The organism is Agromyces badenianii (assembly GCF_003070885.1).
GTDB lineage: Bacteria > Actinomycetota > Actinomycetes > Actinomycetales > Microbacteriaceae > Agromyces > Agromyces badenianii.
Genome location: NZ_CP028913.1, coordinates 883,733 through 907,411, shown reverse-complemented (window position 1 = coordinate 907,411; position 23,679 = coordinate 883,733). Strand labels below are relative to the sequence as shown.

The 23,679-nt window shown below is 70.7% G+C and carries 17 protein-coding genes and 1 tRNA gene; 8 read left to right on the top strand and 10 right to left on the bottom strand.

Translation table 11 applies throughout. From position 1 onward, the window contains the following. Positions 1 to 15: 15 nt before the first annotated feature. Positions 16 to 243, bottom strand: a complete 228-nt coding sequence (locus DCE93_RS04345) for a hypothetical protein (RefSeq protein ID WP_108594806.1) — start codon at positions 241 to 243, stop codon at positions 16 to 18. Positions 244 to 371: 128 nt separating this feature from the next. On the opposite strand from DCE93_RS04345, the gene DCE93_RS04340 reads away from it, so the two are divergent. After that, positions 372 to 944, top strand: coding sequence for an SRPBCC family protein (locus DCE93_RS04340; RefSeq protein ID WP_108594805.1), 573 nt, complete (start codon positions 372 to 374; stop codon positions 942 to 944). 84 nt (positions 945 to 1,028) lie between these two features. Next, complete coding sequence (locus tag DCE93_RS04335; RefSeq protein ID WP_205647473.1) at positions 1,029 to 1,304, top strand: hypothetical protein; 276 nt, start codon at positions 1,029 to 1,031, stop codon at positions 1,302 to 1,304. Positions 1,305 to 1,444: 140 nt separating this feature from the next. Here the strand turns inward: DCE93_RS04335 and DCE93_RS04330 are convergent. Then, positions 1,445 to 1,521: transfer RNA gene (locus DCE93_RS04330), tRNA-Met, on the bottom strand. 286 nt (positions 1,522 to 1,807) lie between these two features. Here DCE93_RS04330 and DCE93_RS04325 point away from each other — a divergent pair. Further along, complete coding sequence (locus DCE93_RS04325; protein ID WP_108594804.1) at positions 1,808 to 3,172, top strand: glycoside hydrolase family 18 protein; 1,365 nt, start codon at positions 1,808 to 1,810, stop codon at positions 3,170 to 3,172. A 33-nt stretch (positions 3,173 to 3,205) separates the two neighbouring features. Here the strand turns inward: DCE93_RS04325 and DCE93_RS04320 are convergent, their stop codons facing one another. The 3 genes from DCE93_RS04320 to DCE93_RS04310 all read right to left on the bottom strand — a co-directional run bounded on the left by DCE93_RS04320 (position 3,206) and on the right by DCE93_RS04310 (position 7,648). Continuing rightward, positions 3,206 to 3,487, bottom strand: a complete 282-nt coding sequence (locus DCE93_RS04320) for a hypothetical protein (RefSeq protein WP_108594803.1) — start codon at positions 3,485 to 3,487, stop codon at positions 3,206 to 3,208. A gap of 83 nt (positions 3,488 to 3,570) precedes the next feature. Then, complete coding sequence (locus DCE93_RS04315; RefSeq protein WP_108594802.1) at positions 3,571 to 6,474, bottom strand: UPF0182 family membrane protein; 2,904 nt, start codon at positions 6,472 to 6,474, stop codon at positions 3,571 to 3,573. Positions 6,475 to 6,532: 58 nt separating this feature from the next. Then, positions 6,533 to 7,648 carry a YlbL family protein gene (locus DCE93_RS04310; protein ID WP_108594801.1) on the bottom strand — a complete coding sequence of 372 codons (1,116 nt, stop codon included), beginning with the start codon at positions 7,646 to 7,648 and terminating at the stop codon, positions 6,533 to 6,535. Positions 7,649 to 7,816: 168 nt separating this feature from the next. On the opposite strand from DCE93_RS04310, the gene DCE93_RS04305 reads away from it, so the two are divergent. Beyond that, positions 7,817 to 9,187 (top strand): zinc-dependent metalloprotease, encoded by a 1,371-nt coding sequence (locus tag DCE93_RS04305; RefSeq protein WP_108594800.1) that lies wholly within the window; start codon positions 7,817 to 7,819, stop codon positions 9,185 to 9,187. 855 nt (positions 9,188 to 10,042) lie between these two features. Here the strand turns inward: DCE93_RS04305 and DCE93_RS04290 are convergent. Next, the gene (locus DCE93_RS04290) at positions 10,043 to 11,905 is read right to left on the bottom strand and encodes an ATP-dependent helicase (RefSeq protein ID WP_108594797.1); all 1,863 of its coding nucleotides are present in this window, start codon (positions 11,903 to 11,905) and stop codon (positions 10,043 to 10,045) included. Continuing rightward, on the bottom strand, positions 11,890 to 12,843 hold the full coding sequence (nudC, locus tag DCE93_RS04285; RefSeq protein WP_108594796.1) for an NAD(+) diphosphatase: 954 nt from the start codon (positions 12,841 to 12,843) through the stop codon (positions 11,890 to 11,892). Before nudC ends, DCE93_RS04290 begins: the two co-directional genes overlap by 16 nt. Before the next feature lie 93 nt (positions 12,844 to 12,936). Here nudC and DCE93_RS04280 point away from each other — a divergent pair, with 93 nt between their 5' ends. Continuing rightward, positions 12,937 to 14,238, top strand: coding sequence for a phosphotransferase (locus DCE93_RS04280; RefSeq protein ID WP_146184937.1), 1,302 nt, complete (start codon positions 12,937 to 12,939; stop codon positions 14,236 to 14,238). Here DCE93_RS04280 and DCE93_RS04275 read toward each other — a convergent pair. Continuing rightward, entirely contained in the window at positions 14,160 to 17,438 is a 3,279-nt protein-coding gene (locus tag DCE93_RS04275; protein ID WP_108594794.1) for an ATP-dependent DNA helicase, read from the bottom strand. The two genes, DCE93_RS04280 and DCE93_RS04275, sit on opposite strands and share 79 nt — an antisense overlap. Beyond that, entirely contained in the window at positions 17,435 to 20,542 is a 3,108-nt protein-coding gene (locus DCE93_RS04270; RefSeq protein WP_108594793.1) for a UrvD/REP family ATP-dependent DNA helicase, read from the bottom strand. The genes DCE93_RS04275 and DCE93_RS04270 overlap by 4 nt, the downstream gene beginning before the upstream one ends. Positions 20,543 to 20,635: 93 nt before the next feature. Between DCE93_RS04270 and DCE93_RS04265 the strand changes: the two genes are divergently transcribed. Continuing rightward, positions 20,636 to 20,860, top strand: coding sequence for a DUF3107 domain-containing protein (locus DCE93_RS04265; protein ID WP_108594792.1), 225 nt, complete (start codon positions 20,636 to 20,638; stop codon positions 20,858 to 20,860). A 1-nt stretch (position 20,861) separates the two neighbouring features. Beyond that, on the top strand, positions 20,862 to 21,167 hold the full coding sequence (locus DCE93_RS04260) for a hypothetical protein (RefSeq protein ID WP_108594791.1): 306 nt from the start codon (positions 20,862 to 20,864) through the stop codon (positions 21,165 to 21,167). 51 nt (positions 21,168 to 21,218) lie between these two features. Here DCE93_RS04260 and DCE93_RS04255 read toward each other — a convergent pair whose 3' ends face one another. Beyond that, on the bottom strand, positions 21,219 to 21,932 hold the full coding sequence (locus tag DCE93_RS04255) for a ferritin-like fold-containing protein (protein WP_235825341.1): 714 nt from the start codon (positions 21,930 to 21,932) through the stop codon (positions 21,219 to 21,221). A gap of 143 nt (positions 21,933 to 22,075) precedes the next feature. On the opposite strand from DCE93_RS04255, the gene DCE93_RS04250 reads away from it, so the two are divergent. Continuing rightward, entirely contained in the window at positions 22,076 to 23,617 is a 1,542-nt protein-coding gene (locus DCE93_RS04250) for a DEAD/DEAH box helicase (RefSeq protein ID WP_108594789.1), read from the top strand. Positions 23,618 to 23,679: the final 62 nt, after the last annotated feature.

Genomic DNA, 23,679 nt, shown 5'->3' with positions numbered 1-23,679 from the left:
GTCGAGGAGTTCGGCTCAGTCGACGGCCTCCACTTGAGTCCGCACGAAGTCGCGCTCGGCCGGTGACAAACGGGTCGGCGCCGTGCCGCCGGTGATCGTCTCGATCTCATCGACGGTCTGTGCATCGAGCGCCGCGTCGAGATCTGCGAGCAGTCGGTGTTTCGCCGGGATCGAGAGATGCGGCCACCATCGTTCGATTCCCGCTGCGCCGGCCTCGCCTGCGCCGTCTTCCGTGTTCGACATCGCCGCTCCTTCTCGTCTCCCTCCCGTTTAGCAGCCGCATCTGGCGGCGGCAAGCCCCTCGTGGCCGTTCGGGCTTGGCCGTACCGTGGCCGCCGGGCGTAACCGCGCCCAGAACCGGAGGCGACAACATGAGCACGACCGTGACGGCATCAACCGAGGTCGGCGTCCCCGTGCGCGTCGCGTACGACCAGTGGACGCAGTTCGAATCCTTCCCGGAGTTCCTCAGCGGCGTCGTCGAGATCCGGCAGATCGATGACGTGATGACCCACTGGGTCGTCTCGATCGGCGGCGTGAAGCGCGAGTTCGACGCCGAGATCGGCGATCAGGTGCCTGACGGCCACGTCTCGTGGTCGAGCGTCGGCGAAGTCGTTCACCGCGGACGAGTGCGGTTCACGCCGGTGAGTGCTGAGCGCACGCGGATCGATCTCGAGATCGAATGGGAGCCCGAGGGCTTCGTGGAAGCGGCGGGAGCGACACTGCAACTGGACGACATGCAGGTCAAGCGCGACCTCGCCCGATTCAAGGACTTCATCGAGGAACACCATCGGGCCACCGGCGGGTGGCGAGGCGAGATCCACGGCGGCGACACGACGGATACCGGCGGCGTCGGATCGGGTGCTCGGGCATCCGAACCCGGCGCCTTCGAGGCTCCGGCCTCCGATACCGGCGTCCTCGGAACGGATCCGGACCTACGCCCCTGAGCGGGTTCGGCCTCGCGATCGGCTGTCGAGAAGGCGCCTGTCAAGGGGGCGCCGATGGTGCACTCCTCGACGTATGCTCGCGCCATGCGAGCACAGGACGAGAACCGATCCGCTGAGAATCCTGAAGCGGCCCGCGAGGAGCCGGCACCGCTGGGTGACGCGCAGCAGACCCGTAAGGACGTCGCCTACAGCCCGGCGAGCGAGGCGGAAACGGCTGCGAAGCAGGATGACGGGGATCCAACGGACCTCGACCCCGACATCGATCCGGACGACGTGCGTGCGGTGCCCGGAACGGGCGGGCCCGACGACGAGGGCGACGTGGACGTCGACCCCGACGACCTGAACATGCCGCGATCGTAGAGCGCGGCGACTCCCCAGACATCCGCGCGTTCGGGCTTCGAGCCGTCGAAGCCGGGCGCGCGATCACCACGACATCGACGCGGATCCGTGCCGAAACGAAGAAATCCCGGCCTCTGACGAGACCGGGATTTCATCGGTATTGGTTGCGGGGGCAGGATTTGAACCTACGACCTCTGGGTTATGAGCCCAGCGAGCTACCGAACTGCTCCACCCCGCGGCACAAGAGATAACACTAGCACGGCGACAAAGCGTCGTCCAATCGAGCCGGTGGGGCATCGGATGCCTCAGAATCTCCGATGCCAGCACCGCGCCGAGCTGGTGCACGGAGTGCACACCTCTCGCGATTGCCTGTCGACTGCGCACAGTGATCGCCGCCCCTCACCCGCGCGATCCTCCACACTTTGTTAGGACTCTTTCTAAACCGATCGAGCGTTGCTACTGTCGCCCCAACCCTTCCGCACTGGGGCGCAGCACGGCCCCCGACGACGATCGATGAGGATTCAATGTCACCACGCCATCTGCTTCGCGGGGCCGCGATCACCGCTGCAGCCACTGCGCTCCTCGCCGCTTCGGCGGTCTCCCCCGCCCTCGCCCACGGAAACGGCCACGGCCATCACGGCAGCTCCGACCCGGCCGGGCCGACCGACATCAACGGGTACCGATCGGTCGGCTACCTCATGTCGGACACCCCGGTCACCCGCGACTTCCAGATCAAAGACCTCCTGCGCACGGGCGCGATCGAAGACGTGACCCACATCAACTACGCCTTCGGCAACGTGACGACGAACCTGAAGTGCGAGATCACGGATGCACCGGGTGAGGGCGACGCCCGGAACGACTACCTTCGACTCGTCTCCGCCGACGACTCCGTCGACGGCAAGAAGGACAAGTCGAACAAGCACCAGCGACTTGCCGGCAACTTCAATCAGCTGAAGAAGCTCAAGGAGGCGAGCCCCGACACGAAAGTGCTCATCTCACTCGGCGGCTGGACCTGGTCCGACAACTTCTCGGCCGCGGCATCGACTCCCGAGAGCCGCGCCACCCTCGTCTCCTCGTGCATCGACGTCTATCTCAAAGGCAACCTGCCGCAGGTCGGGTCGCTCGGCGGGCCCGGCGCGGCGGCAGGGGTCTTCGATGGCATCGACGTCGACTGGGAGTGGCCGGTCAACGGCGGCGAGACGGCGAACGCGAAGCCCGAAGACCGCGAGAACTTCCTCTCCCTCATGGAGGAGTTCCGCGCCCAGCTCGACGCCTACGGCTCAGCGACCGGCGAGGACTACCTGCTCACCGCGTTCGCCCCGGCGGGCGGCTGGAACACCAACGCCGGCGGATGGACCGACCCTCGCCTCTTCGATGTCGTCGACTGGCTGAACGTACAGGGCTACGACTACGCGGGCGGCTGGACCGGCACCACGGGCCACCAGGGCAACCTGCACCCCGACGGCGACCACAACTGGGGTCTCGCCCTCGACAACGCCATCGGGCTCTACACGGCGGCAGGCGCTCGCGCCGACCAGCTGAATCTCGGCCTCGCCGCCTACGGCCAGGGCTGGGGCGGCGTCAGCGTCGGCGACTCTGCATGGCAGGCGACGACCGGCTCGCTCGGCACGAAGCCGTACTACGAGATCCGCGAGGTCGGCGAGGGCTACTTCGACCCCGCGCTCGGCGCCTCGTGGCGCTTCGACGCGACGAGCGGCGAGTGGTGGAGCCTCGACGACCCGAACTCGGTCACCGCGAAGGCCGAGTGGCTCGCGTCCCAGGGCTTCGGCGGCGCGATGTGGTGGGACCTCTCGGGTGACTACCGCAACGAACTCGGCGGCGCGCTCGGCGACGCCCTGCGCGCGGCCGAAGCAGGCCCGCTCGACTGATCGGCCGCGACGCCACGGCCGCGGTCGGCAGCCTCAGCTGCCGGTCGCGGCCGTCTGGGCGTGCGGCACCGCGACGCGCTCGTACGAGAGCGGCAGCCATCGTTCGGCGGGCCAGCCGAACATGCCCTCGCCGAGGTCGACCGTGGCCGGAAAGATGCGCCACGGCACGCGGTAATGCTCGGTGAACGTCTCGATGTCGAGCCCCGCGTCGCGAAGCGCGCCGAAGACCTCGCTGAGCGGATGCATCCACTCCCGCGTGCGCCCGTTGGCGAGCACCGCCTCGGGGTCGGCGTCATCGCTCGGGTCGTCGATCACATCGGTGCAGCACCCGCAGGCCCTCGAGGCCGCCCGGGTAGAGGCGGTCGAGGGCCTGGCGAACGATCGGGTCGACGCTCACCTCACTGATCTGAAGTGAGCTGGAGCAGCTTCGCGATGATCTCGGCGAGCTGGGCATCGGCCGCGCCGTAGGCGGCCCAATCGCCCTCGGCGAGTGCCGCCTGCTTGTTCTTCAGCGCCTGCGACGCCTGGTTGAGCAGCGCCTGCACCTCGCCGCTCGGCGTCTCGGGCGTGGCCGGCTCCTCGCCCTCAGCGGGCGGTGCGGGCTCGGCGCCCGGATCCACCTCGTTGTCGCCGGCATCAGCACCCGAGTCGCCGCCGAACAGCACGTCGAGCGCGAGATCGAGCGTGTCCTGGAAGGCGATCTGGTCGCCGAACGCGACGAGCACCTTCTGCAGCAACGGGTAACTCGTGTTGCCGGTGGACTCCACGTAGACGGGCTGCACGTAGAGCAGGCCGCCGCCGACGGGCACCGTCAGCAGGTTGCCGTTGATGACATTCGACTGGCCCTGCTTCAACAGGTTGAGCGACTGCGACACGGTCGGGTCGGAGTTGAACTTCGCCTGCACCTGACCGGGGCCGGGCACGTTGTCGTCTTCGGGCAGGGTGAGCAGCCGGAGCTTGCCGTACCCATCGGCGCGTTCGCCGTTGCTGCTGCCCGCATCGGAGTCGACCGCGAGGTATCCGCGCAGTACGTTGCGGCTCTGCTCGCCCCGCGCCTCGGGGATGAACGTCGAGTACAGCGAGTAGCTCGGGTCGTCTTGACCGGGCATCTGCATCGTCAGGTAGTAGGGCGGCTGCAACAGCGTGCTGCCGGCCTCGGCGGTCGGGTCCTTCGGGGTCGTCCACGCGTCTTCACGCGAGTAGAACGGCACCGCCTCGGTCACGTGGTAGCGACCGAGCACCTCGCGCTGCACCTTGAACAGGTCGGACGGATAGCGCACGTGGCTGATCAGGTCGCCCGACATCTTCGACATCGGCTCGATCGTCGTCGGGAAGATCTTCTGCCAGGTCTGCAGGATCGGATCCTCGTCGTCCCAGGCGTAGAGCGTCACCGTTCCGTCGTATGCGTCGACGGTGGCCTTCACCGAGTTGCGGATGTAGTTGACCTCGTCGAACGCGAGCGTCGGAGCCTGGGTCTCGCTGTCGGCGATCGCGTCGCTCATGCTGACCTTGTTGGAGTACGGGTACTGGTCTGAGAGCGTGTAGCCGTCGACGATCCAGACGATCTTGCCGTCGACGACCGACGGGTAGCTGTCGGAGTCGAGCGTCAGGTACGGCGCGACCTTCTGCACCCGCTCGACGGGATCGCGGTCGTAGAGGATCTGCGAGTCGGTCGTGACCTGGTCGGAGAGGAAGATCTGCTCGGACTGGAACTTCAGCGCGTAGACGAGCTTCGTGAACGCGTTGTCGAGCTTCGGGCCGCCCTGACCCTCGAAGGTCGTCTGCGTCTGGTCGGCACCCTCGGTGCCCGAGGGGTAGTCGAGCTCGATCGGCTTCGCGTCTTTCGGCGCGCCCACGATCGAGTACGGCGGCGAGCTCTCGCCGAAGTACACGCGCGGCTGGAAGTCGCCGAGCGCGCCCGACGACGGGATGCCGGACTGGAGGAACACCGGCTGTCCGTCGACCGAGCGCTGGTTGCCGGCCGCCGCGACGAGCCCGTAGCCGTGCGTGTAGACGAGGTGCGAGTTGAACCACGTCTCCGCGTCGCCCAGACCCGACAGGTTGACGTCGCGCACCGCGACGACGGTGTCTTGCACGTTGCCGTCGATCTCGTAGCGGTCGACGTCGAGTGCCGACGGGAACTGGTAGTACTGCCGGAACTGCTCGAGCTGCTGGAAGGCGGGCCCGATCACGAGCGGGTCCATGAGGCGGATGCTCGCGGTCGTCGCGGCATCGGCCCGCAGTGCCCCCGGTTCGGCGTTGGTCTTCGCCTCGAACGGGATCTCCTCGACATCGGCGACGCCGTACGCGTCGCGCGTGAGGTCGATGTTGCGCTGGATGTAGGGCTCTTCGAGCGACCGGGCGCTCGGGTCGACCTGGAACCGCTGCACGACCCACGGGTACAGCGAGCCGATGAGCAGGCTCGACACCACGAGCAGCGCCGTGCCGACGAGCGGCAGGCGCCAGCGGCCGATGATCGCGGTGATGAAGAAGAGCACGGCGACGACAGCGGCGATGGCCGCGAGGATGCCTCGGCCGGGAATCGTCGCATTGACGTCGGTGTAGGAGGCGCCGGTGATGAGCGAGCCGGTCTCGGTCACGGTCGCGTACTGGTCGAGCCAGATGCTGACCGCCTGGAGCAGCAGGTAGAGGCCCGCGGTGACGGCGATCTGGATGCGGGCGGACTTCGAGATGACGACCTCGCGGCCGCTGACCCGAAGGGCCCCGTAGAGGTAGTTCGTGGCGATGACGAGCAGCACCGAGAGCAGCACGACCGCCGAGGCGAAGCCGACGATGGATCGGTAGAAGGGGAGCTCGAACACGAAGAAGCCGACGTCGAACCCGAACTGCGGATCAGTGGTGCCGAACGGCGTGCGGTTGAGCCACGCGAGGGTGAGCTCCCAGCGGCTCGAGGCCGAGACCCCGGCGAAGATGCCGAGCACGGCCGGGATGCCGTACATCGCGAGCCGGCGCAGCGGCTCGAAGACCTCTTGGTAGCGGTCGAGCTGCGAGTTCAGCTTCGCGTAGACCGGCCGCGTGCGGTACGCGATCTGGATCGATGCCCAGACCGGCACTGCCATGGCGAGGAAGCCGATCAGGAAGAGCACGATGCGAGCGACCCACTCGGTCGTGAGCACGGAGAGGAAGCCGAGCTGGTCGTACCAGAGCACATCGGCGTAGATTCCGGCGAAGGCGAAGAACGCGATCACGAGCACGGCGACGGCGCCGACCGTGATGGCGATCGGGGCGCGCCTGCGCTGTGCCCTCGGTTCTTGCGGCTGTGCTGACACTCTCGGCCTCATGTTCGGTCGGGTTGGGAATGAGACTCCATCCTAGGGTCGAGTCCTTTGAATCACCTGTTCAGGCGGCAGGGCACGACGCGTAGGAGCCGGTGACGGTGCCGTCGGCGAGGTCTTCGACGATCACGCGAGCCTGATCGAGGGTCGACACGGCGAAGACGGTGATTCCATCGGGAACGTTGCCGGTGACCTCGTCGCAGTTCGCCTCGGGGGCGAGGAACCAGTCGGCTCCGGCGCGCTCGGCGCCCCAGAGCTTCTGGCGGACGCCGCCGATGGCGCCCACATCGCCGGCGGAGTCGATCGTGCCGGTGCCTGCGACGATCTCGCCGCCGGTCATCGCGCCGGGGGTGAGCTTGTCGACGATGCCGAGGGCGAACATCATTCCGGCGCTCGGGCCGCCGACGTTGTCGAGTTGCAGCTCGACATCGATGGGGAACTCGTAGTGCATGCGCACGCCCACGCCCAGCACGGCGACGCCGTTGCGGGAGATGGGCGTCACCTCGACAGTGAGCGGGGCGCCATCCCGGAGGAGTCCGATCTGCGCCGGGGCATCCGATCCGTGCTCGCGCACCGCGTCTTGGAGCTCGCGGATCGAGTGCACCTCGGTGCCGTCGAGCGAGACGATCACGTCGCCGTCTTCGATGATGCCGTCGGCGGGCGAGCCCTCGAGCAGCCCCGCGACCGTCACCTCGCGCGGGAACTCGTAGCCGAGCTCGGCGAGCGCCGCCGCGATCGCGTCCTGCTGCGAATCGACCATGGCCGCCTCGTTCTGGGCGTCGCGGTCTTCGTTGCTGATGCCGGGCGGGAAGATCGACTCGACCGGCATCACCGAGCGCGTGCGGTCGAACCACGCGGCGAGCACCTCGAGCCAGTTCGGCGTCTGCCCGGGCCTGCCCAAGACCGAGACGGTGAGCAGGTTGAGTTCGCCGTCGGTCGGATACGTGGTCTCATCGGGGATCTCGATGAGCGGCACCTCTTCGTCGTCGGCATTCTCGGCCACGCCGAGGGTGTCGTAGACGGGCCCGGGCTGCTCGATCACGTACGGCGACGGCATCAGCGCGAAGAGGATGCCGACCACGATCGCGACGGTGAGGGCGCTCCATCCGATGCGCTCGGCGAGCGAGCGGCGATCGCGACGCGACGGGGCCGTCAACGGCTCGTCGGTGAAGAGGGCCATCCGAGTTCCTTCCGGGGCGACGGATCGTCGCTGTTGCGAATGCGAGCGCCGGGGCCGGCGCTGTTCGCGAAGGGCGGACACCCGGAACGCCCAGCCTAGGCCATTTCCCAGACACACGGCGGTGCCCCGGCGTTACGGTTGAGGGGACGCGACTGGGAGGTGGCGAGAGTGGCCGATCGGCAAGACGAGCCCGACGACCGGAGCCCCGAAGACGAGTTCCGCGAGATGCTCCGCGAGATGCTCTCGGGCGCCGGCGGCATCGACCCGGCGAGCCTCGCGGGCGCTGCGGGCCTGCCCAACGACCCGGCGAGCCTCGCGGCACTGTTCGGTCAGTTGCAGCAGGCGATGAACCGAGCCGACGACGGCATCGATTGGTCCGTCGCCCTTCGACAGGGCGAAGAGCGCGCCGCGACCGGCCAGCACCAGATCACCGACGAGGAGCGCGCGCGATTCGACCAGGCCTTCCAGGTGGCCTCGCTGTGGCTCGACGAGGCCGTCGACTTCGGCGCGCTGCCCAGCACCCCTGACCTGCTCACCCGTCGAGCATGGGTCGCTGCCACGATGCCGATCTGGTCCCAACTGGCCGAGCCCGTCGCCCTCTCGATCTCCGACGCGCTCACGCGGGTCATGAGTGAGCAGGCGCCCGAAGAGATGCGCCAGATGATCGAGGGCGCGAGCCGCATGATGCGCGGCATCGGCGGCGCCCTCTTCGCGATGCAGCTCGGGCAGGTCGTCGGCCAGCTCGCCACCGAGGTGGTCTCCGGCGGCGACGTGGGCATCCCGCTCCTCGACGACGGGCGCGCCGCGATCCTGCCGCAGAACGCCGCCGAGTTCGGCGACGACCTCGATATCCCGACCGACCAGATCGAGCTGTACCTCGCGGTGCGCGAACTCGCCCACGCGCGGCTCTTCCGGCATGCGCGGTGGCTGCGACTGCACCTCATCACCGCGATCACGGCCTTCGCACGCGGCATCGACATCGACACCGATCGCCTCGAAGAACTCGCCGAGGGGTTCGACCCGTCGAACACCGAAGAACTCCGCAACGCCGTCGTGAACGGCGCCCTGATCCGGGCCAAGAGCGAGGGCCAGCAGGCCGCGCTCGCCCGGCTCGAGACGATGCTCGCCCTCGTCGAGGGCTGGGTGGATGCTGCGACCGCCGATGCCACTGCGCGGTTGCCGAAGTCCGACGCCATCGCGGAGTCGATCCGTCGGCGCCGGGCATCCGGCGGACCGGCCGAGTCCGCGTTCGCCACGCTCGTCGGCCTCGAGTTGCGGCCCCGCCGTCTTCGCGAGGCCACGGCCATGTGGCGCGCGGTCACCGAGGCCGTCGGCGTCGAGGCACGCGACGCGCTCTGGTCGCATCCCGATCTGCTGCCGACCTCCGATGACCTCGATGACCCGGCATCGCTCGTCGCACGCCTCACCGGCGCAGACACCGCCGAGGCCGACGACGAGTTCGACCAGGCGCTCGAGCAGCTGCTCCGCGGCGAGACGCCCGCCGCGCCCGGCGAAGACGGCGAGGAACCGCCCGCCTGAGCTGCACGCCCGGCTGAGCTCACGTCGGCCCGGGCGCCCTCGCCCGCATCAGGGGCGCGGGCTGTGGAAGGATTCCGCGGCGTTCGGCGGGAATCAGGCATGCTCTCGGCATGTCACCGCGCATCGATCCGTTCCTTCCGCTCGTGTGGCGCACCCCGACCGAACTGCAGCTCGGTGCCACGCCTCGCGTGGTGCTGACCGCGCCCGGTGAGCTCGAGACCGGGCTGATCGCGGCGCTCAGGCACGGCGCCTCCCCCACGACGCTGCAGACGATCGGCACGGGACTCGGCGGCACGCCCGAACGGGTGCGGCAGCTCCTCGAACAGCTCGCCCCGGCGTTCGAGGCGGCTCCGGCTTCCGAGACGAAGCAGGCTGATGCGGTTCCGGATGCCGCGGCATCCCCTCATTCGCGACGACTGATCGCGATCGACGCACCGCTCGCGACCGCCGCCCGGCTCGCCGAACACCTCGGAGAGCTCGGCCACGAGACTGTGCCGGCCGCCGAGGCCGAGCCGAGTGAGACCGCGCTGTGCGTCATCTTCGCCGACTGGGTGATCTCACCCGGTCGGCATCTGCCGTGGCTCCGAGCCGACGTCGCGCATCTCGCGGTCGTCTTCGACGACCACGGCACTCGCATCGGCCCGCTCGTCGAGCCGGGCCACGGCCCGTGCCTGCGCTGCCTCGACCTGACCCGGCGCGACGACGACCCCGCGTGGCCGGTCATCGCCGCCCAGCTCGCCGGCCGCACCGCAGCGAGCCGCACGCCGCGAGCCGCGCACGACGCCGCAGCCCTCGCCGTCTCGGTGGTCGACGACCGCCTCTCGCACGGGCGGCAGCGCTTGCGCGACGCCTCGCTCAGGCTGGGGCGTCCCGGCGACCCCGTGCGGCGGACGCAGCACCAGCCGCACCCCGAGTGCGGGTGCCGAGTTCCTGCAGGAATCTCGACGGCTCTCGCTCGCCTCGATAGCCGCCGCCCTGACGCGGCCAGCTCAGCTCGAGACGCCGCCGTGCCCGCGTGATGCCGACGTAGAGCAGCCGTCGTTCCTCGTCGATCGCATCGAGGCCCTTCGCGTATGCGATCGGCAGCATGCCCTCGGTGAGGCCGACGATGAAGACCTCGTTCCATTCGAGGCCCTTGGCCGAGTGCAGCGTCGCGAGGGTCACCGCCGCGACCGTGGGCTCGTGTTGAGCCTCGGCGCGGGCACGCAGCTCATCGGCGAACGCGCGGAACGTCGTGCCCGGCGGCGCGTCGTCGACGAGCCGGGCGATCGCGTTCAGCGACTCCCATCGAGCCCGCACCGCGCCGGGCCCCTCCGGAGCCTGCGCGCTCCAGCCGATCGCGCGCAACACGTCGCTGACCGACTTGAAGAGCGGCTCGTCGGCGATCGTGAGCGCGGCGGCGCGCAGCGCATGCACCGCCTCGCGCACCTCGGGCTGGTCGAAGAACCGGGCGGCACCGCGCACCCGCGATGCCACGCCGACCTCTTCGAGCGCACGTTCGAGGATCGCGGACTGCGAGTTCACCCGCATCAGCACGGCGATCGATTCGGGCGCGGCACCGGCGTCGATGCGAGCCCTGACGCGGGTCGCCACGCCCCGCGCTTCGGCGAGGTCGTCGGCGTACTCGGTGATGGCGGGCTCGGCCGACGCGGCACGCGACGCCGCCGAACCGGTGCGCGCCGCGGTCGGGGCGGCGGAGACGGTGCGCGACGCCGTCGCCGCGACGGGTGACGGCGTCGACGCGGCATCCGCCTCTGCCTCGTCAGTGACCGCCTCGAGCCGCAGCGCACCCGCGCGGCCGCGCATCAGCCGGTTCGCCACGTCGATGATGGGTGCCGTCGAACGATAGTTGCGCTCGAGGCGCACGACCGTGGCGCCCTCGAATCGCCGCTCGAAGTCGAGCAGGTAGTCGGCGCTCGCGCCCGCGAAGGAGTAGATCGTCTGGCTCGCGTCACCGACGACGCAGAGGTCGCGGCGCCCGCCGAGCCACAGATCGAGCAGTTGCTGCTGCGCCGGCGAGACGTCCTGGTACTCGTCGACGATGAAGTGCCGATAGCTCTCGCGCACGTGCATCGCGACGGATGCCTCGGACTCGATCATGCCCGCCGTGGCGAGCAGCACGTCTTCGAAGTCGAGCATGCGCCGCTCGTCTTTCAGCGACTCGTAGGCATCGACGAGGGCGAGGAACTGCTCGGCGGTGAGGTTGCCCGGAGCCCCGCGGGCGGCGAGGCGCACCGCATACGTCTCAGGCCCGGAGACCGAGACCTTCCGCCACTCGATCTCGGCCGCGACGTCGCGAAGCGTCGCCGCGTCGACCCGCACCCGTGCTCGCTCCGCGGCCTGGCCGAGCAGCCGCCCCTTGAACTCGAGCACGCGCGGTGCGCTGCCGCCGACCACGATCGGCCAGAAGTGGTTGAGCTGGGCGAGCGCCGCGGCATGGAAGGTGCGCGCCTGCACCCCGCCGGCGCCGAGCGCGCGCAACCTCGCCCGCAGTTCGGCCGCCGCCCGCGAGGTGAAGGTCAGCGCCATCACGCGGGCGGGGTCGTACGCACCGGAGGCCACACCGTAGGCGATGCGGTGCGTGATGGCCCTCGTCTTGCCGGTGCCGGCACCCGCGAGCACGCACACGGGCCCGAGCAGCGCCTCGGCCGCGACACGCTGCTCGTCGTCGAGCGCATCGAGCAGGGGGTCGGATGCCGCGGTCACGACGTCGACCATGCCAGCCCGCTGCCGTCGGGGTCGATCGGGCCGCCGTACCAGCGTTCGAGCAGCCAGCGCGCGATCGACGTCTCGCCCGGCAGCCCGATGTCGGCGCGCGCGGCCGCGATCTCAGAGCGCGAGAACCAGCGCAGCTCGAGGATCTCCTCGCCATCGGGGGCAGCCGACGACGGGGCGTTCGACGCCGCGACGCGTGCCGTGAATCCGAGCATGAGGCTCGCCGGGAAGGGCCACGGCTGCGATGCCACGTAGGAGACCTGATCGACCTCGATGCCGGCCTCTTCGCGGATCTCGCGGACGACGGCATCCTCGAGCGTCTCACCGGGCTCCACGAACCCCGCGAGCAATGAGAAGCGATGCTGCGCCCACAACGCGTTCGAGCCGAGGAGCGTCCGGTCGTCGTCATCGGTGACGAGCACGATGACCGCCGGGTCGGTGCGCGGGAAGTGCAGGCTCTCATCGGCAGTGCAGCGCCTCGCCCAGCCGGCCTGCACCGGCTCGGTCGGGGCACCGCACCGCGGACAGCGCACGTGACGCTCGTGCCAGTTGGCCAGGGCGAGCGCCTCGGCGACCAGGCACGCGTCGCGTTCGTCGAGCAGTGGCGCGGCATCACGGAGCCCCTGCCATCGGGCCTCTTCGGGTTCGATCGCCGCCGCGGCATCCGGATCGAAGACCCGCAGCTCGAAGCGCGACCCGCCCTCGCGGCCGAGGTAGCAGCGCAGGAGCGAGGGGGGAAGGCCGTCGGCGGCGGTGCAGAACTGCAGGGCGGGCGCCGAACCGTCGATGCGCTCGGCGAGGAGGACGCGCCCGCGATGCATGGCGATGATCCGGGTCGCCGGGTCGCTGTCGAGGGTCGCTTCGAGGCCGGGATCGACTCGGGCTGCGGCATCCCGGTCGATCGTCGAGCGCGCGAAGACCGGCGATGTCGGAACGGTCACGTGCCACCTCTCGATGCCCGGGTCGGAGTCGGAGTCGGCCGGAAGGCGTGGCGGTCGCCCGCAGCCGCGAGATGCCTGCTTAAGCTGAATGCCATGGCCAGACCTCCTCTCACTCTAGCCGCGTTGGCCACGGCGGCGGTGCCCGGTCTCGAGGTGCGAGCCGCACGCTCGCACACCCGCAAGAGCCACGGCGCATTCGACGCAGTGCTGCTGCAGAGCACCGACGATCGACTGCTCGTGCTGCGGGTTCCGCGATCGCAGGCTGCCGAGTCCGAGCAGTCGGCCGACCTCGTCGCCCTCCGCGCGCTCACCCCCGGCATCCGCTCGCGCCTGCCGTTCGGCATTCCCGAAGCCGTCGGCCAGGCGCCGATCGACGGCACCCGCGCGATCGTCACGACCTTCGTGCCCGGCGCGGTGCGCACGGCCGATGAACTCACCGAACACGACGGCATCGCCACCTCGGTCGGGCTCGCCCTCGCCGCCGTGCATGCACTGCCGACCGGATTCGTCGCCGACGCCGGCCTGCCGCGACAGAGCGCCGAAGAGACGCACGACGCCGTCGTCGACCTCATCGACCGGGCCTCCGACACCGGACACCTGCCCGCCGCCCTGCTGCGGCGCTGGGAGGAGGCCACCGATGACGCCGCACTCTGGCGATTCCGTCCGACGGTCGTCAACGGCGCACTCGCCGCCGACTCGCTGCTCGTCGACGGCGAGACGGTGACCGGCATCATCGGCTGGTCGGCGCTCGCCCAAGGCGACCCGGCGATCGACCTGCACTGGCTGCTCACCTCACGAGGAGCCGCGGCCGAACGGGCCCTCGACGCGTACTTCAGCGCGCGCGACGGCGGAGCCGACGCTCACCTGCCGCAACGCGCGCTGCTCTACGGCGAACTCGAGCTCGCGAAGTGGCTGCTGCACGGCGTCGATGCGCGCGACGACGCCATCATCTCCGATGCGGTCGGCCTGCTCGACGGGCTCGTCGAGAGCGTGCACGACCGATCGAGCGAGCCGCTCTCCCCCGAGACCGGGCCGATCCTCACGGTCGGCGACGTCGAGCGGTTGCTCGATGAGACACCGCGCGAGACGGCGCCGCGCGACGGCGGTGCGAGCCTCCTCACCGACAGCTACGACTTCTCAGAGCTCGAGCGACGCGAGGCCGGCGAGCGCGATGCAACCCCGTTCGACGCGACCGCGCCGATCCCCCTCGACCTCTCCGACTGGGGCGACGCCGCGCCCACGGGCGATGCAGCCCCGGCGGGTGACGCGTCGCCCGCGGGCGATGCGGTCACCGGAGGCGATGAGACCGATGCCGGTCAGCGCGATGCCGCCGCCGGCACCGGGCCGGCTGCCGCGACCGATGCCCACGCTCGGCGCAACGCCGCTTCGTCGTAGATCGCGTCGGGGCGGATCACCCGGTCGTCTTCGACGAAGTAGAAGACGGCGTCGATGAGCGCCGGGTCGACGCCGGCCCAGTTGGCATAGGCGAGCCGGTAGAGCGCGAGCTGCGTCTGCTTCAGCTCGAGGTCGTGCGCGTCTCTCGGCGCCTTGCCCGTCTTCCAGTCGACGACCTGGTAGCGGATGCCGCGCCGCCCGAGCTCGCTCGACGGCTCGACCTCGTAGACCGCATCGAGCTTGCACACGAAGACGTTGTCGCCGATCGGCAGGTGCAGCTCGATCTCGACGGCTGAGGGCTTGCGCCCGCCCCACTCGGATGCCTCGAACGTGGCCTGCAGCGCGCGGAGCCGCTCGGGCGTGGCATCGGCCACGGTCTCGTCTCGCCGAGCGTCTGCATCAGCAAGACCGTCGAGTCCATCGAGTGCATCGATCGCGGCGGCTTCGTGCTCGCCGGTCGAGCGTTGCTCGACCCACTGGTGGAACAGCGTGCCGATGCGGGTCGCCCGGTACGGCCGTTGCGGCATCGGCCGCCGCAGCTGCGCGGCGACGGCCGCGGGGTCGTCGACGTAGTCCTTGAAGCGGGAGGCGGGCACGCGCACGGGCACCTCGGCACTCGTGGCGCCCTCGGCGCGGCGGCGGCGCTCTTCGAGGAGCAGCCTGATGCGATCGGCGAGCACCGGGCCGATGCCCTCACCGCTCGGTCGCTCGGCGGCGGCGCGCACCGCGGTCGCCGCGGCGGTCACGGCGACCCGACGCGTGCCGAGCGGATCGAGGGGCCACCGCACGCGTTCGGTCGAACCCGCCCTCGGGTTCTCGTCGGATTCAGGAGCCGCCGGAAGCACGCCCGCATCGAGCACACCCGTCGTCACGAGTTCGCGCAGGAACGGGCTCGGCTTGCGCGGGGCCTTCTGGCTCGCCCACCACGAACCCGACAGGAGCAGGTCACTGCGTGTGCGGGTGAGCGCCACGTAGGCGAGGCGCCGCTCCTCTTCGGCGTGGCGCTCTTTGTTCTCTTCGGCGAACGCACTCACCGCGCGATCGAACTCGGCTTGGCTCTGCGAGCCGCGCCAGGCCAGCTCGGGCAGCTCGTCGGCGTCGCCCTTGAACTCGTTGGGCAGTTCGCCGAACGAGAGCCAGCCCTTCGACGAACGGGGCTTCGACGGCAGCTCTTCGTCGACCATGCGCGGAATCGCCACGACGTCCCACTCGAGGCCCTTCGACCCGTGGATCGAGATCACCTGCACCGCCCCGGGCTCGGGCTCGTCTTGGCGGGGCGCGAGCCGGTCGCGCTGTTCGGCCTCGGTGAGCCAGCCGAGGAACGCGCCGAGGGTCGCGTGCTCCGAGACCTCGGCGAAGCCGGCGAGGAGTTCGTCGAACGCCTCGAGACTCGGCGCCCCGAGCGGCTGCGCGGCATTCGCCGCGACCTCGATGTCGAGCAGCAGCTCCTGCTGCACGAGGCTGACGAAATCGACCAGGCCGAGCCCTGCACGGCGTCGCAGTGACTGGAGTTGCGCCCCGGCGCGTCGCATGCGGGCGAGGCCGACCTCGCTGAAGGCCGACAGCGCCGAATGCGAGTCGGGGGCGACGAGGAGGAAATCGAGGGCGTCGACGATCGACGGCGACTCGTCGGGAGCGATCGAGGCGCGCAGCCCCGCCCGCACCTCGTCGCCGAGACGCCTCGTCGACAGGTCGCGGTCGGCAAGCCATTTGGCCAGCCCGTGCAGCGCGGCGAGATCGGCCGACCCGATGCGCCAGCGCGCGCCGCCCAGCACCCTCACGAGTTCGGAGCCCGCGGTGGGGTCGTTCAGCACCCGCAGCACGCACACGAGGTCGGCGATCACGGGCTGATCGAGGAGCCCGGCCATGCCGAGCACGTGCACCGGCACGCCGCGTGCCCGGAGCGCCGCCGTGAAGACCCCGACGTTGGCGAAGGTGCGGCAGAGCAGCGCCCCACTGCGCGGCGCGCCGTCGTGCACCCCGCCTCGCCCGCCTCGACCGAGTCGCTCGGCGAACCACGCCGCCACGAGTTCGGCCTCGCGTTCGATGGTCTCCGCCCATGCGGCATCCAACCGGCCCGGCTGCGCGAACGGCGACGCGCCGAGCGGCGCTTTCGGGATGCCGGCGTCGAGCGGCTCGATGAGGGTGTTCGCCGCCTCGAGCACGATCTCGGGATTGCGCCAGCTCGTGGAGAGATCGTAGACAACGGCCTCACCGCCGGCCGCGAAGTCACGGCCGAACCGGGCGAGGTTCGCGGCGCTCGCCCCGCGCCATCCGTAGATCGACTGGTCGGGGTCGCCGACCGCCATGACCGCCTGCTCGCCGAACAGGGCGGAGAGCAGCCGGGTCTGCACGACACTCGTGTCTTGGTACTCGTCGAGGAGCACGGTGCGGTAGCGCTCGCGGTGCCCGGCGACGACCTCGGGGTGCCGCTCGCAGATCGCGAGGGCGAGGGCGACCTGATCGGAGAACTCGACGAAGCCGCGCTGCTGCTTGGCCGCGGAGTACGCATCGGCGAGTTCGAGCAGCGGCGGCAGCGCTTCCACGACGCCGAGCGCGTCGACGAACGACGTGAAATCGGTGCGCTTGCGCGGCGCCTCGATCGGCAGGCCCTGCATGGCGAGGAAGTCGCGAGCCATCGCGCGCACGTCGCGGCTGTCGGCGACGTTCTCGGCGAGCGCGCGACTGATCGAGAGCACGGCTCCGGTGACCTTGTCGAGCGACGCGTCGAGCTCGACGAGACGCGGGTCGGCCGAGGCCGCCACGACCGAGCGGGCGAGTTGCCACGCGGATGCCTCGCCCAGCACGGCCGCGTCGGGTTCACGCCCGATGAGCATGGCGTGCTCGCGGTAGATGGCGCTCGCGAAGGCGTTGTACGTGCCCACCGAGGCGGACTCGAGCGGATCGAGGGAGACCTCGGCGATGCCGAGCGAGACGAGCTGGGCGATGCGTTCGCGGATGCGCTCGGCGAGCTCGCCGGCGGCCTTGCGGGTGAATGTGAGTCCGAGCACCTCGGGGACCGCGACATGCGAGTTCGCGAGAAGCCACACCACGCGGTTGGCCATCGTCTCGGTCTTGCCGCTGCCGGCACCGGCCACCACGATGGCCTGCCCGCGCGGGTCGGCCTCGATCACGGCGCGCTGCTCTGCGGTAGGCGCGTGCAGGCCGAGCCGTGCGGCGATGTCTGCGGCGGCGATCATGCCGACACCGCCGGAACCAGGTGCACGCGGTACTGCCAGCCGCCGAACCGCGAGCGGTAGCCCAGCTCGGCCGGGCCGTCGAACTCGCTGCCGGCCATGGTGCGGGCCACCGCCCCGAGCCGGTCGCGGAACTCGGCGGCGGCGTCGTCGTCGAACGGCTGCTGGGCGCGCTCGGTGAAGGCGTTGCCCCGGGTCGGCTTCGCGAGGTAGACGAGCTTGGCGCCGCCGAGCGTTCCGGCGTCGGGCACCTCGCCGGCCCGTGCCGCCAACTGGTACGCGGCGAGCTGGGGATGCGCGGCCGTCTCGGCAGCTGAGGGCGGCGTGCGCCCCGTCTTCAGGTCGACGATCACCGTGGTGCCGTCGGCCGAGGCCTCGACTCGGTCGATCGTTCCGGAGATGCGCACCCGGTCGACGATGAGCGTGAACCGCCCCTCGGCGCCGAGCAGCACCTTGCCGTCGTCGGCGAAGTTCGCAAGGTAGTCAGAGGCCCCTTCGGCCATGCGCCGCGCACCGCGGCGCTCGCGCTCGGCGACCCAGCCGGCCTCGAACCGCAGTTCGCGCCAGCGTGCCTCGACCGCGGCCCAGATCTTCTCGATGCTCGTGTCGCCGTCGTCTCGGGCGCCGGCCTCTTCGACGACCGCGTGCACGATCGTGCCGATCGAGGCGGCGAGTCCGGACGGCGGTGAGGCGACGTGGTCGATGAACCAGCCGAGCGGCGACTCCTCGGCACGGTCGATCTGCGACGGCGAGACGGCGACGAGCGCCTCGGGGTCGCCGTCGAGGTCGACGAGCGGCGCAGTGGTCGACGGCTCGGCGAGCCCGTACCAGTCGTCGGGGTGGGCACCGGGCACGCCCTGTTCGGCGAGCAGGGCGAGTGCCGCCGCCGCCTCGGTCGCGCCAGAGGTCGTCGCCTCTTCGCGCAGCGCACCGACGAGGCCGCGCAGGTGCAATGGTCGCCGGCGACCCGCCCTGATGCGCTCGGTCGCGTACCCCATGAGCATCGACGGCTGCTCGTCGTCGTTGGCGGTGCAGCTGAGCACGAGCTGCCGACTCGCCCTCGAGGCGGCGAGCACGAAGAGCCGCAGCTCGTCGCCGCGCACCGACGCCCGCGCTTCGGCCACCGTCTCGGGCGCCGGGATCGGCGCACCGGCACGGGCCGCTGCCACGACGCGCGGCAGGAGCGCTGCGTGCAGGAGCGTGCCGCGGGGGCGGAGGTTCGGCCAGACCCCGTCTTGCAGGCCCGCGACGACGACGACCTCGAACTCGCGACCGATGACGGCGGGCGGCGTCGTCACGACCACCGTCTCGGCCGAACGCTGCGGTGCGAGCGAGTCTTCGGGCAGTTCGCTCGCGAGCACCTCGTCGACGAAGCGCACGGCCGGCGCGTCGGGCTCGCGCTCGACGAAGCGCTGGGCGGCGGCGAACAGTGCGACCACGGCATCGAGCGCGCGATTTGCCTCTTCGGCGAGCACGCCGGTGCCGGTGGCCTGTGCCGCCCACTCACCGGCCAGGCCGCTGCCCTCCCAGAGCGACCAGAGCACCTCTTCGATCGTTCCGCTTCGCCGGGCGACTCCGCGTGAGGTCGCGAGCACCTTCGCGAGTCTGGTGGCCCGACGGGCCGGTGCCGCGTCGATCGTCTCGAATCCACCGGGTGCTCCGAGGGCCTCGACGAGCAATTCGTCGGCGGTGCGCGACCCCTCGACGGCGAGCTCTTCGTGCCGGAGGGCGAGGCGGAGTCGGCGCAGGCCCACGCTGTCGAGCCGGCCGATCGGCCCGGTGAGCATGGTCACCGCGAGTTCGGGCGTGAGCGGCTCCCGGTCGAGCACGAGCGAGGCCGCCGCGAGCAGCGCGGCGGCCGCCGGGGCATCGCGCAGTGCGGTGCGAGCAGCGTTGCCCGCCGTGGGCACGTCGGCGAGCGCGAGCCCGCGCTCGAATGCCGGCACATCGCCTCCAGAGCGCAGCACGACGGCCATCGACGACCACGGCACGCCGTCGAGCAGGTGGCGCTCGCGCAGCACGGCCGCGACGGCCGCGCACTCCGCCGCATGCGACGGCGCCTCGATGCCGAGCACCGCGGTGAGCGGCTCCTGCGTCGTTTCCGCGGGCACCTCGAGCGCGGCCGCGCGATGCGTGCCGCCGAGCGCGGTGCCGATGTGCCCGCTGACCGACTGCACGATCGTGCGCACCTCGGGGCGCCCGCGGTGCACGACCGGCAGTTCGATGCGGCGCACGGCGGCCGCTCCGAGAACGGCCCCGAGCGACCCGAGCAGTTCGGCGCGACCGCCGCGGAATCCGTTCGACGCGACATCGGGATCGCCGATCGCGACGACGGCGACGCCGCGCGCCGCGAACGCCCCGAGCAGTGCCGCCGTCGTCTCGGTGGCCTCTTGCGCGTCATCGACCACGATGAGACGCAGCCGCGCGAGCGGGCCGAGCGCCGCCGCGGCGGCGGCATCGCTCGAACTGCGGCGCACGATCGCCGCGGCGAAGGCGCCGAGCTCGGAGGAGTCGTACTGACTCGGCCGCAATTGCGCCTTCACCTCGTCGTACTCCTCGAGGAACGCGGCGGCCGCGACCCATTCGGGCCTGGCGGCGCGCTCGCCGAGCGCGGCGAGCGAGGGCGCGTCGATGCCGTGTTCGACGGCTCGCATGAGCAGGTCGCGAAGCTCCGACCGGAACCCGCGGAGCACCCGGACCTCGGGGGTGAGCGGCGCCGGCCACTCGGGCCCGAATCCGTCGCGGATGCCGCCCTCGAGCAGCTCGCCGATGATCTGGTCGTGCTCGGCGCCCGTGAGCAGGGTCACCGGCGCGCCGGTGAATGCCCGAACCAGCTGGAAGGCGAGTGAGTTCGCCGTTCGGGCGAGCGGACCCCTCGTCGTGATGCCGAGCCGCACCGCGAGGCGATCACGGAGCGTGGTCGCGGCGGCACGAGTCGCCGAGATCACGAGCACCTCGTCGGTGGCGTAGCCGAGGCGCTCGATGCGGTCGGCGATCAGCTCGACCGCGAACGTCGTCTTGCCGCTGCCCGGCGCCCCGAAGACGGCGGCGTGTTCACCGGCCACGAGCCGTGAAACGGGGGCTTCGGTGGTCGCGGGGGCCTGCATGATGGCAACGCTAACGGGTTCCGCCGACAGTGAACGGGCACGGGCCCGGCCAGCCGGTGTCGTAGTGTTGGCGCAACAGGAGAAAGGCGCACAGTGGACGTTCGCATCGGCATCCAGAACTCCCCCCGTGAACTCGGATTCGAGACTTCGCAACCGGCGGTCGAGGTCGAGCAGGCAGTGGCTGCCGCGCTCGCCGGCCAGTCTGCGCTGTTGTCGCTCACCGACGACAAGGGCACGAAGTACGTGGTGCCCGCTTCCGCACTCGCCTACGTCGAGATCGGCTCGGAGGAGTCGCGGCGCGTGGGGTTCGTCGCCTGACATGGAGCTCATCTTCATCGTCGTCGGCGGTGCCATCCTCGGGTTGGCTGCGCACTTCGTGCTGCCGCTCCGGCACCTCCGAGGCGTGGCGGTCGGCCCGGCCATCGGCGCAGGCGTCGCCGCACTCGTCTGGGTCGGCCTGACCTGGCTCGGCTGGCCGTGGGACGGCGGCTGGATCTGGGTGGTCTCGCTCGTCGCCTCCGCGCTCGTTCCCGCCGCGGTGCTGATCCTCGTCTCGCCGCGCCGCGAGCGAGCGGATGCCGCGCTCTTCGAGCGCCTCTCCCGCCCCGGAGCGGCGCGGGCCTGACACGGTCGCGCGGGCTGCCACTGCGGCGGCGTCGCGCAGACTGACGCAGTCTTACGCTGTGAGGCCGAGCGCATCCATTCGTCGCGTGTGCGCGGCGATGAGTTCGGTGAAGACCGGCTCGACGTCACCGGCACGATCAGCGGAGTCCGACGCGCGGAGCGCCGATCGGGCGATCAGCAGCGTGTCGCCCACGAGGCTTCGCCCCCACAGGGCGAGACGGTCGGCAAGGCCCGGCTGCGCCTCGATCGCTGCGAAGAGCTCGTCGTGCAGCACCTCTGACGAGGCATCCTCGGCGAGGATGCCTCGCACGCGCGCCGCGATTTCTCCCGGCAGCCCTCCGGCCAACCGTGCGAAGTAGTCGTCGAGCATGCCGGACGTGACGTGGATGCCGAGCAGCAGCTCGTACCAGTCGGCGCCGGCGCTCGCCTGACGGAATCGGTCGGCGGCCGGCGCGAACGGCGCCATCACGTCGACTGGTTCGACACCGAGCCGGCGGAGCTCGGCGATGAACGCATGATGCTTGCGCAACGCGACGCCCGCCGCACGGCTGAGCCCCTCTTTCGAGGTCAGCGTGGGCGCGGTCGCCACCGACCGAGCGAGACTCTCGAAGAACTCGAGCTGGATGTAGGCGGCCTGACCGAGGAACGGAACGGGCTCGGGCACGAGTTCGGTGAAATCGACCCGTGCGAGATCGGTCGGCGCCACGCGAGGGCGCAGTCGCGACCTCTCGGGGAGCGGGATGCGCCGTTTCGACCAGGAGACCACGCAGACAGCCTATCCGAGGCGTTCAGGCAGTCTCGGATAGGGTAGAGGGTGCATGCGGGCGATGGATCCGCAGCCGTGCGCCTGGGGTTGAGATCAGGGCGCACCTCCGACCGCCACCTCGAGCACCACGAACAGGCAGACTTTTGACCACTTTCACCGACCTCGGCATCGCGTCCGACATCGTCGACGCCCTCGCCGGGAAGGGCATCATCGATGCCTTCCCCATCCAGGAACAGACCATCCCCCTCGCCCTCGCAGGCCAGGACATCATCGGCCAGGCCAAGACCGGCACCGGCAAGACCTTCGGGTTCGGCCTGCCGATCATCCAGCGCCTCGGCGACGACCCCGAGCCCGGCGTCAAGGCGCTCGTCGTCGTGCCGACCCGCGAGCTGTGCGTGCAGGTCACCGAAGACCTCGAGCTCGCGACATCCAACCGCCCGACCAAGATCGTGTCGATCTACGGCGGCAAGGCCTACGAGGGCCAGATCGAGCAGCTCAAGGCCGGCGCGCAGATCGTCGTCGGCACCCCCGGGCGCCTCCTCGACCTCGCCTCGCAGCGTCTCCTCTCACTGAAGAACGTGCAAGAGATGGTGCTCGACGAGGCCGACAAGATGCTCGACCTCGGCTTCCTCGCCGACATCGAGAAGCTCATGGCGCAGACGCCCGCGACCCGCCACACGATGCTCTTCTCGGCCACCATGCCCGGCCCGATCGTGGCGCTCGCCCGCCGCTTCATGGTGCGCCCCATCCACATCCGCGCGACCGACCCCGACGAGGGCCTCACGCAGGCGAACATCAAGCACCTCGTCTACCGGGCGCACTCGCTCGACAAAGACGAGGTCATCTCGCGCATCCTCCAGGCCGAGGGTCGCGGCAAGACCGTCATCTTCACGCGCACGAAGCGCGCGGCGGCCAAGCTCGTCGAAGAGCTCAACGACCGCGGCTTCAACGCGGCCGCGGTGCACGGCGACCTGAACCAAGACCAGCGCGAGCGCGCCATGGCCGCCTTCAAGGCCGGCAAGAAAGACGTGCTCATCGCCACGGATGTCGCGGCGCGCGGCATCGACGTCGACGACGTGACGCACGTGATCAACCACACCATCCCCGACGACGACAAGGCGTACCTGCACCGCGTAGGCCGCACCGGCCGAGCAGGCAAGACCGGCATCGCCGTGACGTTCGTCGACTGGGACGACCTGCACAAGTGGGCACTCATCAACCGCGCCCTCGAGTTCGGCCAGCCCGAGCCCACCGAGACCTACTCGTCGAGCCCGCACCTCTTCAGCGACCTCGACATCCCCGCCGGCACCAAGGGCCGTCTGAAGCCGTCGTCCGCGGTCGCCGCGCCGACGCGCTCGGCCACGGCCGGCCGCAACGAGGGCCGGTCCGGCGCGCGCTCCGAGGACCGTTCAGAGGGGCGCTCAGAGCGATCGGATGCCGGTTCGGAGCGCGCACCTCGCAACCGCACCCGCAACCGCACCCGCGGCGGCCGTCCCTCGGGTGAGGCGTCGACCACAGCGTCCGATTCCGCGAAGTCCGACTCGTCTGCCGACGTCGCGGTCAAGGAGCCCGGCACGGGCACGCACGACGGCAAGGGCCACGAGCACCACGACGGCAACGCGGCTCCCCCGCGTCGCCGCCGTCGCCGCGGCCCGCGCACCGGCGGCACCACGCCCCAGGCGTAACCCGCACGAACGACTTCGCGAAGAGCGGATGCCACGCGGCATCCGCTCTTCGTGGTCTGAGG

Coding starts and splice junctions, on each gene's coding strand:
- DCE93_RS04310 (WP_108594801.1), bottom strand. CDS start 7,648: ATGGCCCTCTTCACCGACGAGCCGTTGACGGCCCCGTCGCGTCGCGAT.
- DCE93_RS04335 (WP_205647473.1), top strand. CDS start 1,029: ATGCGAGCACAGGACGAGAACCGATCCGCTGAGAATCCTGAAGCGGCC.
- DCE93_RS04260 (WP_108594791.1), top strand. CDS start 20,862: ATGGAGCTCATCTTCATCGTCGTCGGCGGTGCCATCCTCGGGTTGGCT.
- DCE93_RS04345 (WP_108594806.1), bottom strand. CDS start 243: ATGTCGAACACGGAAGACGGCGCAGGCGAGGCCGGCGCAGCGGGAATC.
- DCE93_RS04275 (WP_108594794.1), bottom strand. CDS start 17,438: ATGATCGCCGCCGCAGACATCGCCGCACGGCTCGGCCTGCACGCGCCT.
- DCE93_RS04325 (WP_108594804.1), top strand. CDS start 1,808: ATGTCACCACGCCATCTGCTTCGCGGGGCCGCGATCACCGCTGCAGCC.
- DCE93_RS04270 (WP_108594793.1), bottom strand. CDS start 20,542: ATGCAGGCCCCCGCGACCACCGAAGCCCCCGTTTCACGGCTCGTGGCC.
- DCE93_RS04340 (WP_108594805.1), top strand. CDS start 372: ATGAGCACGACCGTGACGGCATCAACCGAGGTCGGCGTCCCCGTGCGC.
- DCE93_RS04315 (WP_108594802.1), bottom strand. CDS start 6,474: ATGAGGCCGAGAGTGTCAGCACAGCCGCAAGAACCGAGGGCACAGCGC.
- DCE93_RS04290 (WP_108594797.1), bottom strand. CDS start 11,905: ATGGTCGACGTCGTGACCGCGGCATCCGACCCCCTGCTCGATGCGCTC.
- DCE93_RS04280 (WP_146184937.1), top strand. CDS start 12,937: ATGGCCAGACCTCCTCTCACTCTAGCCGCGTTGGCCACGGCGGCGGTG.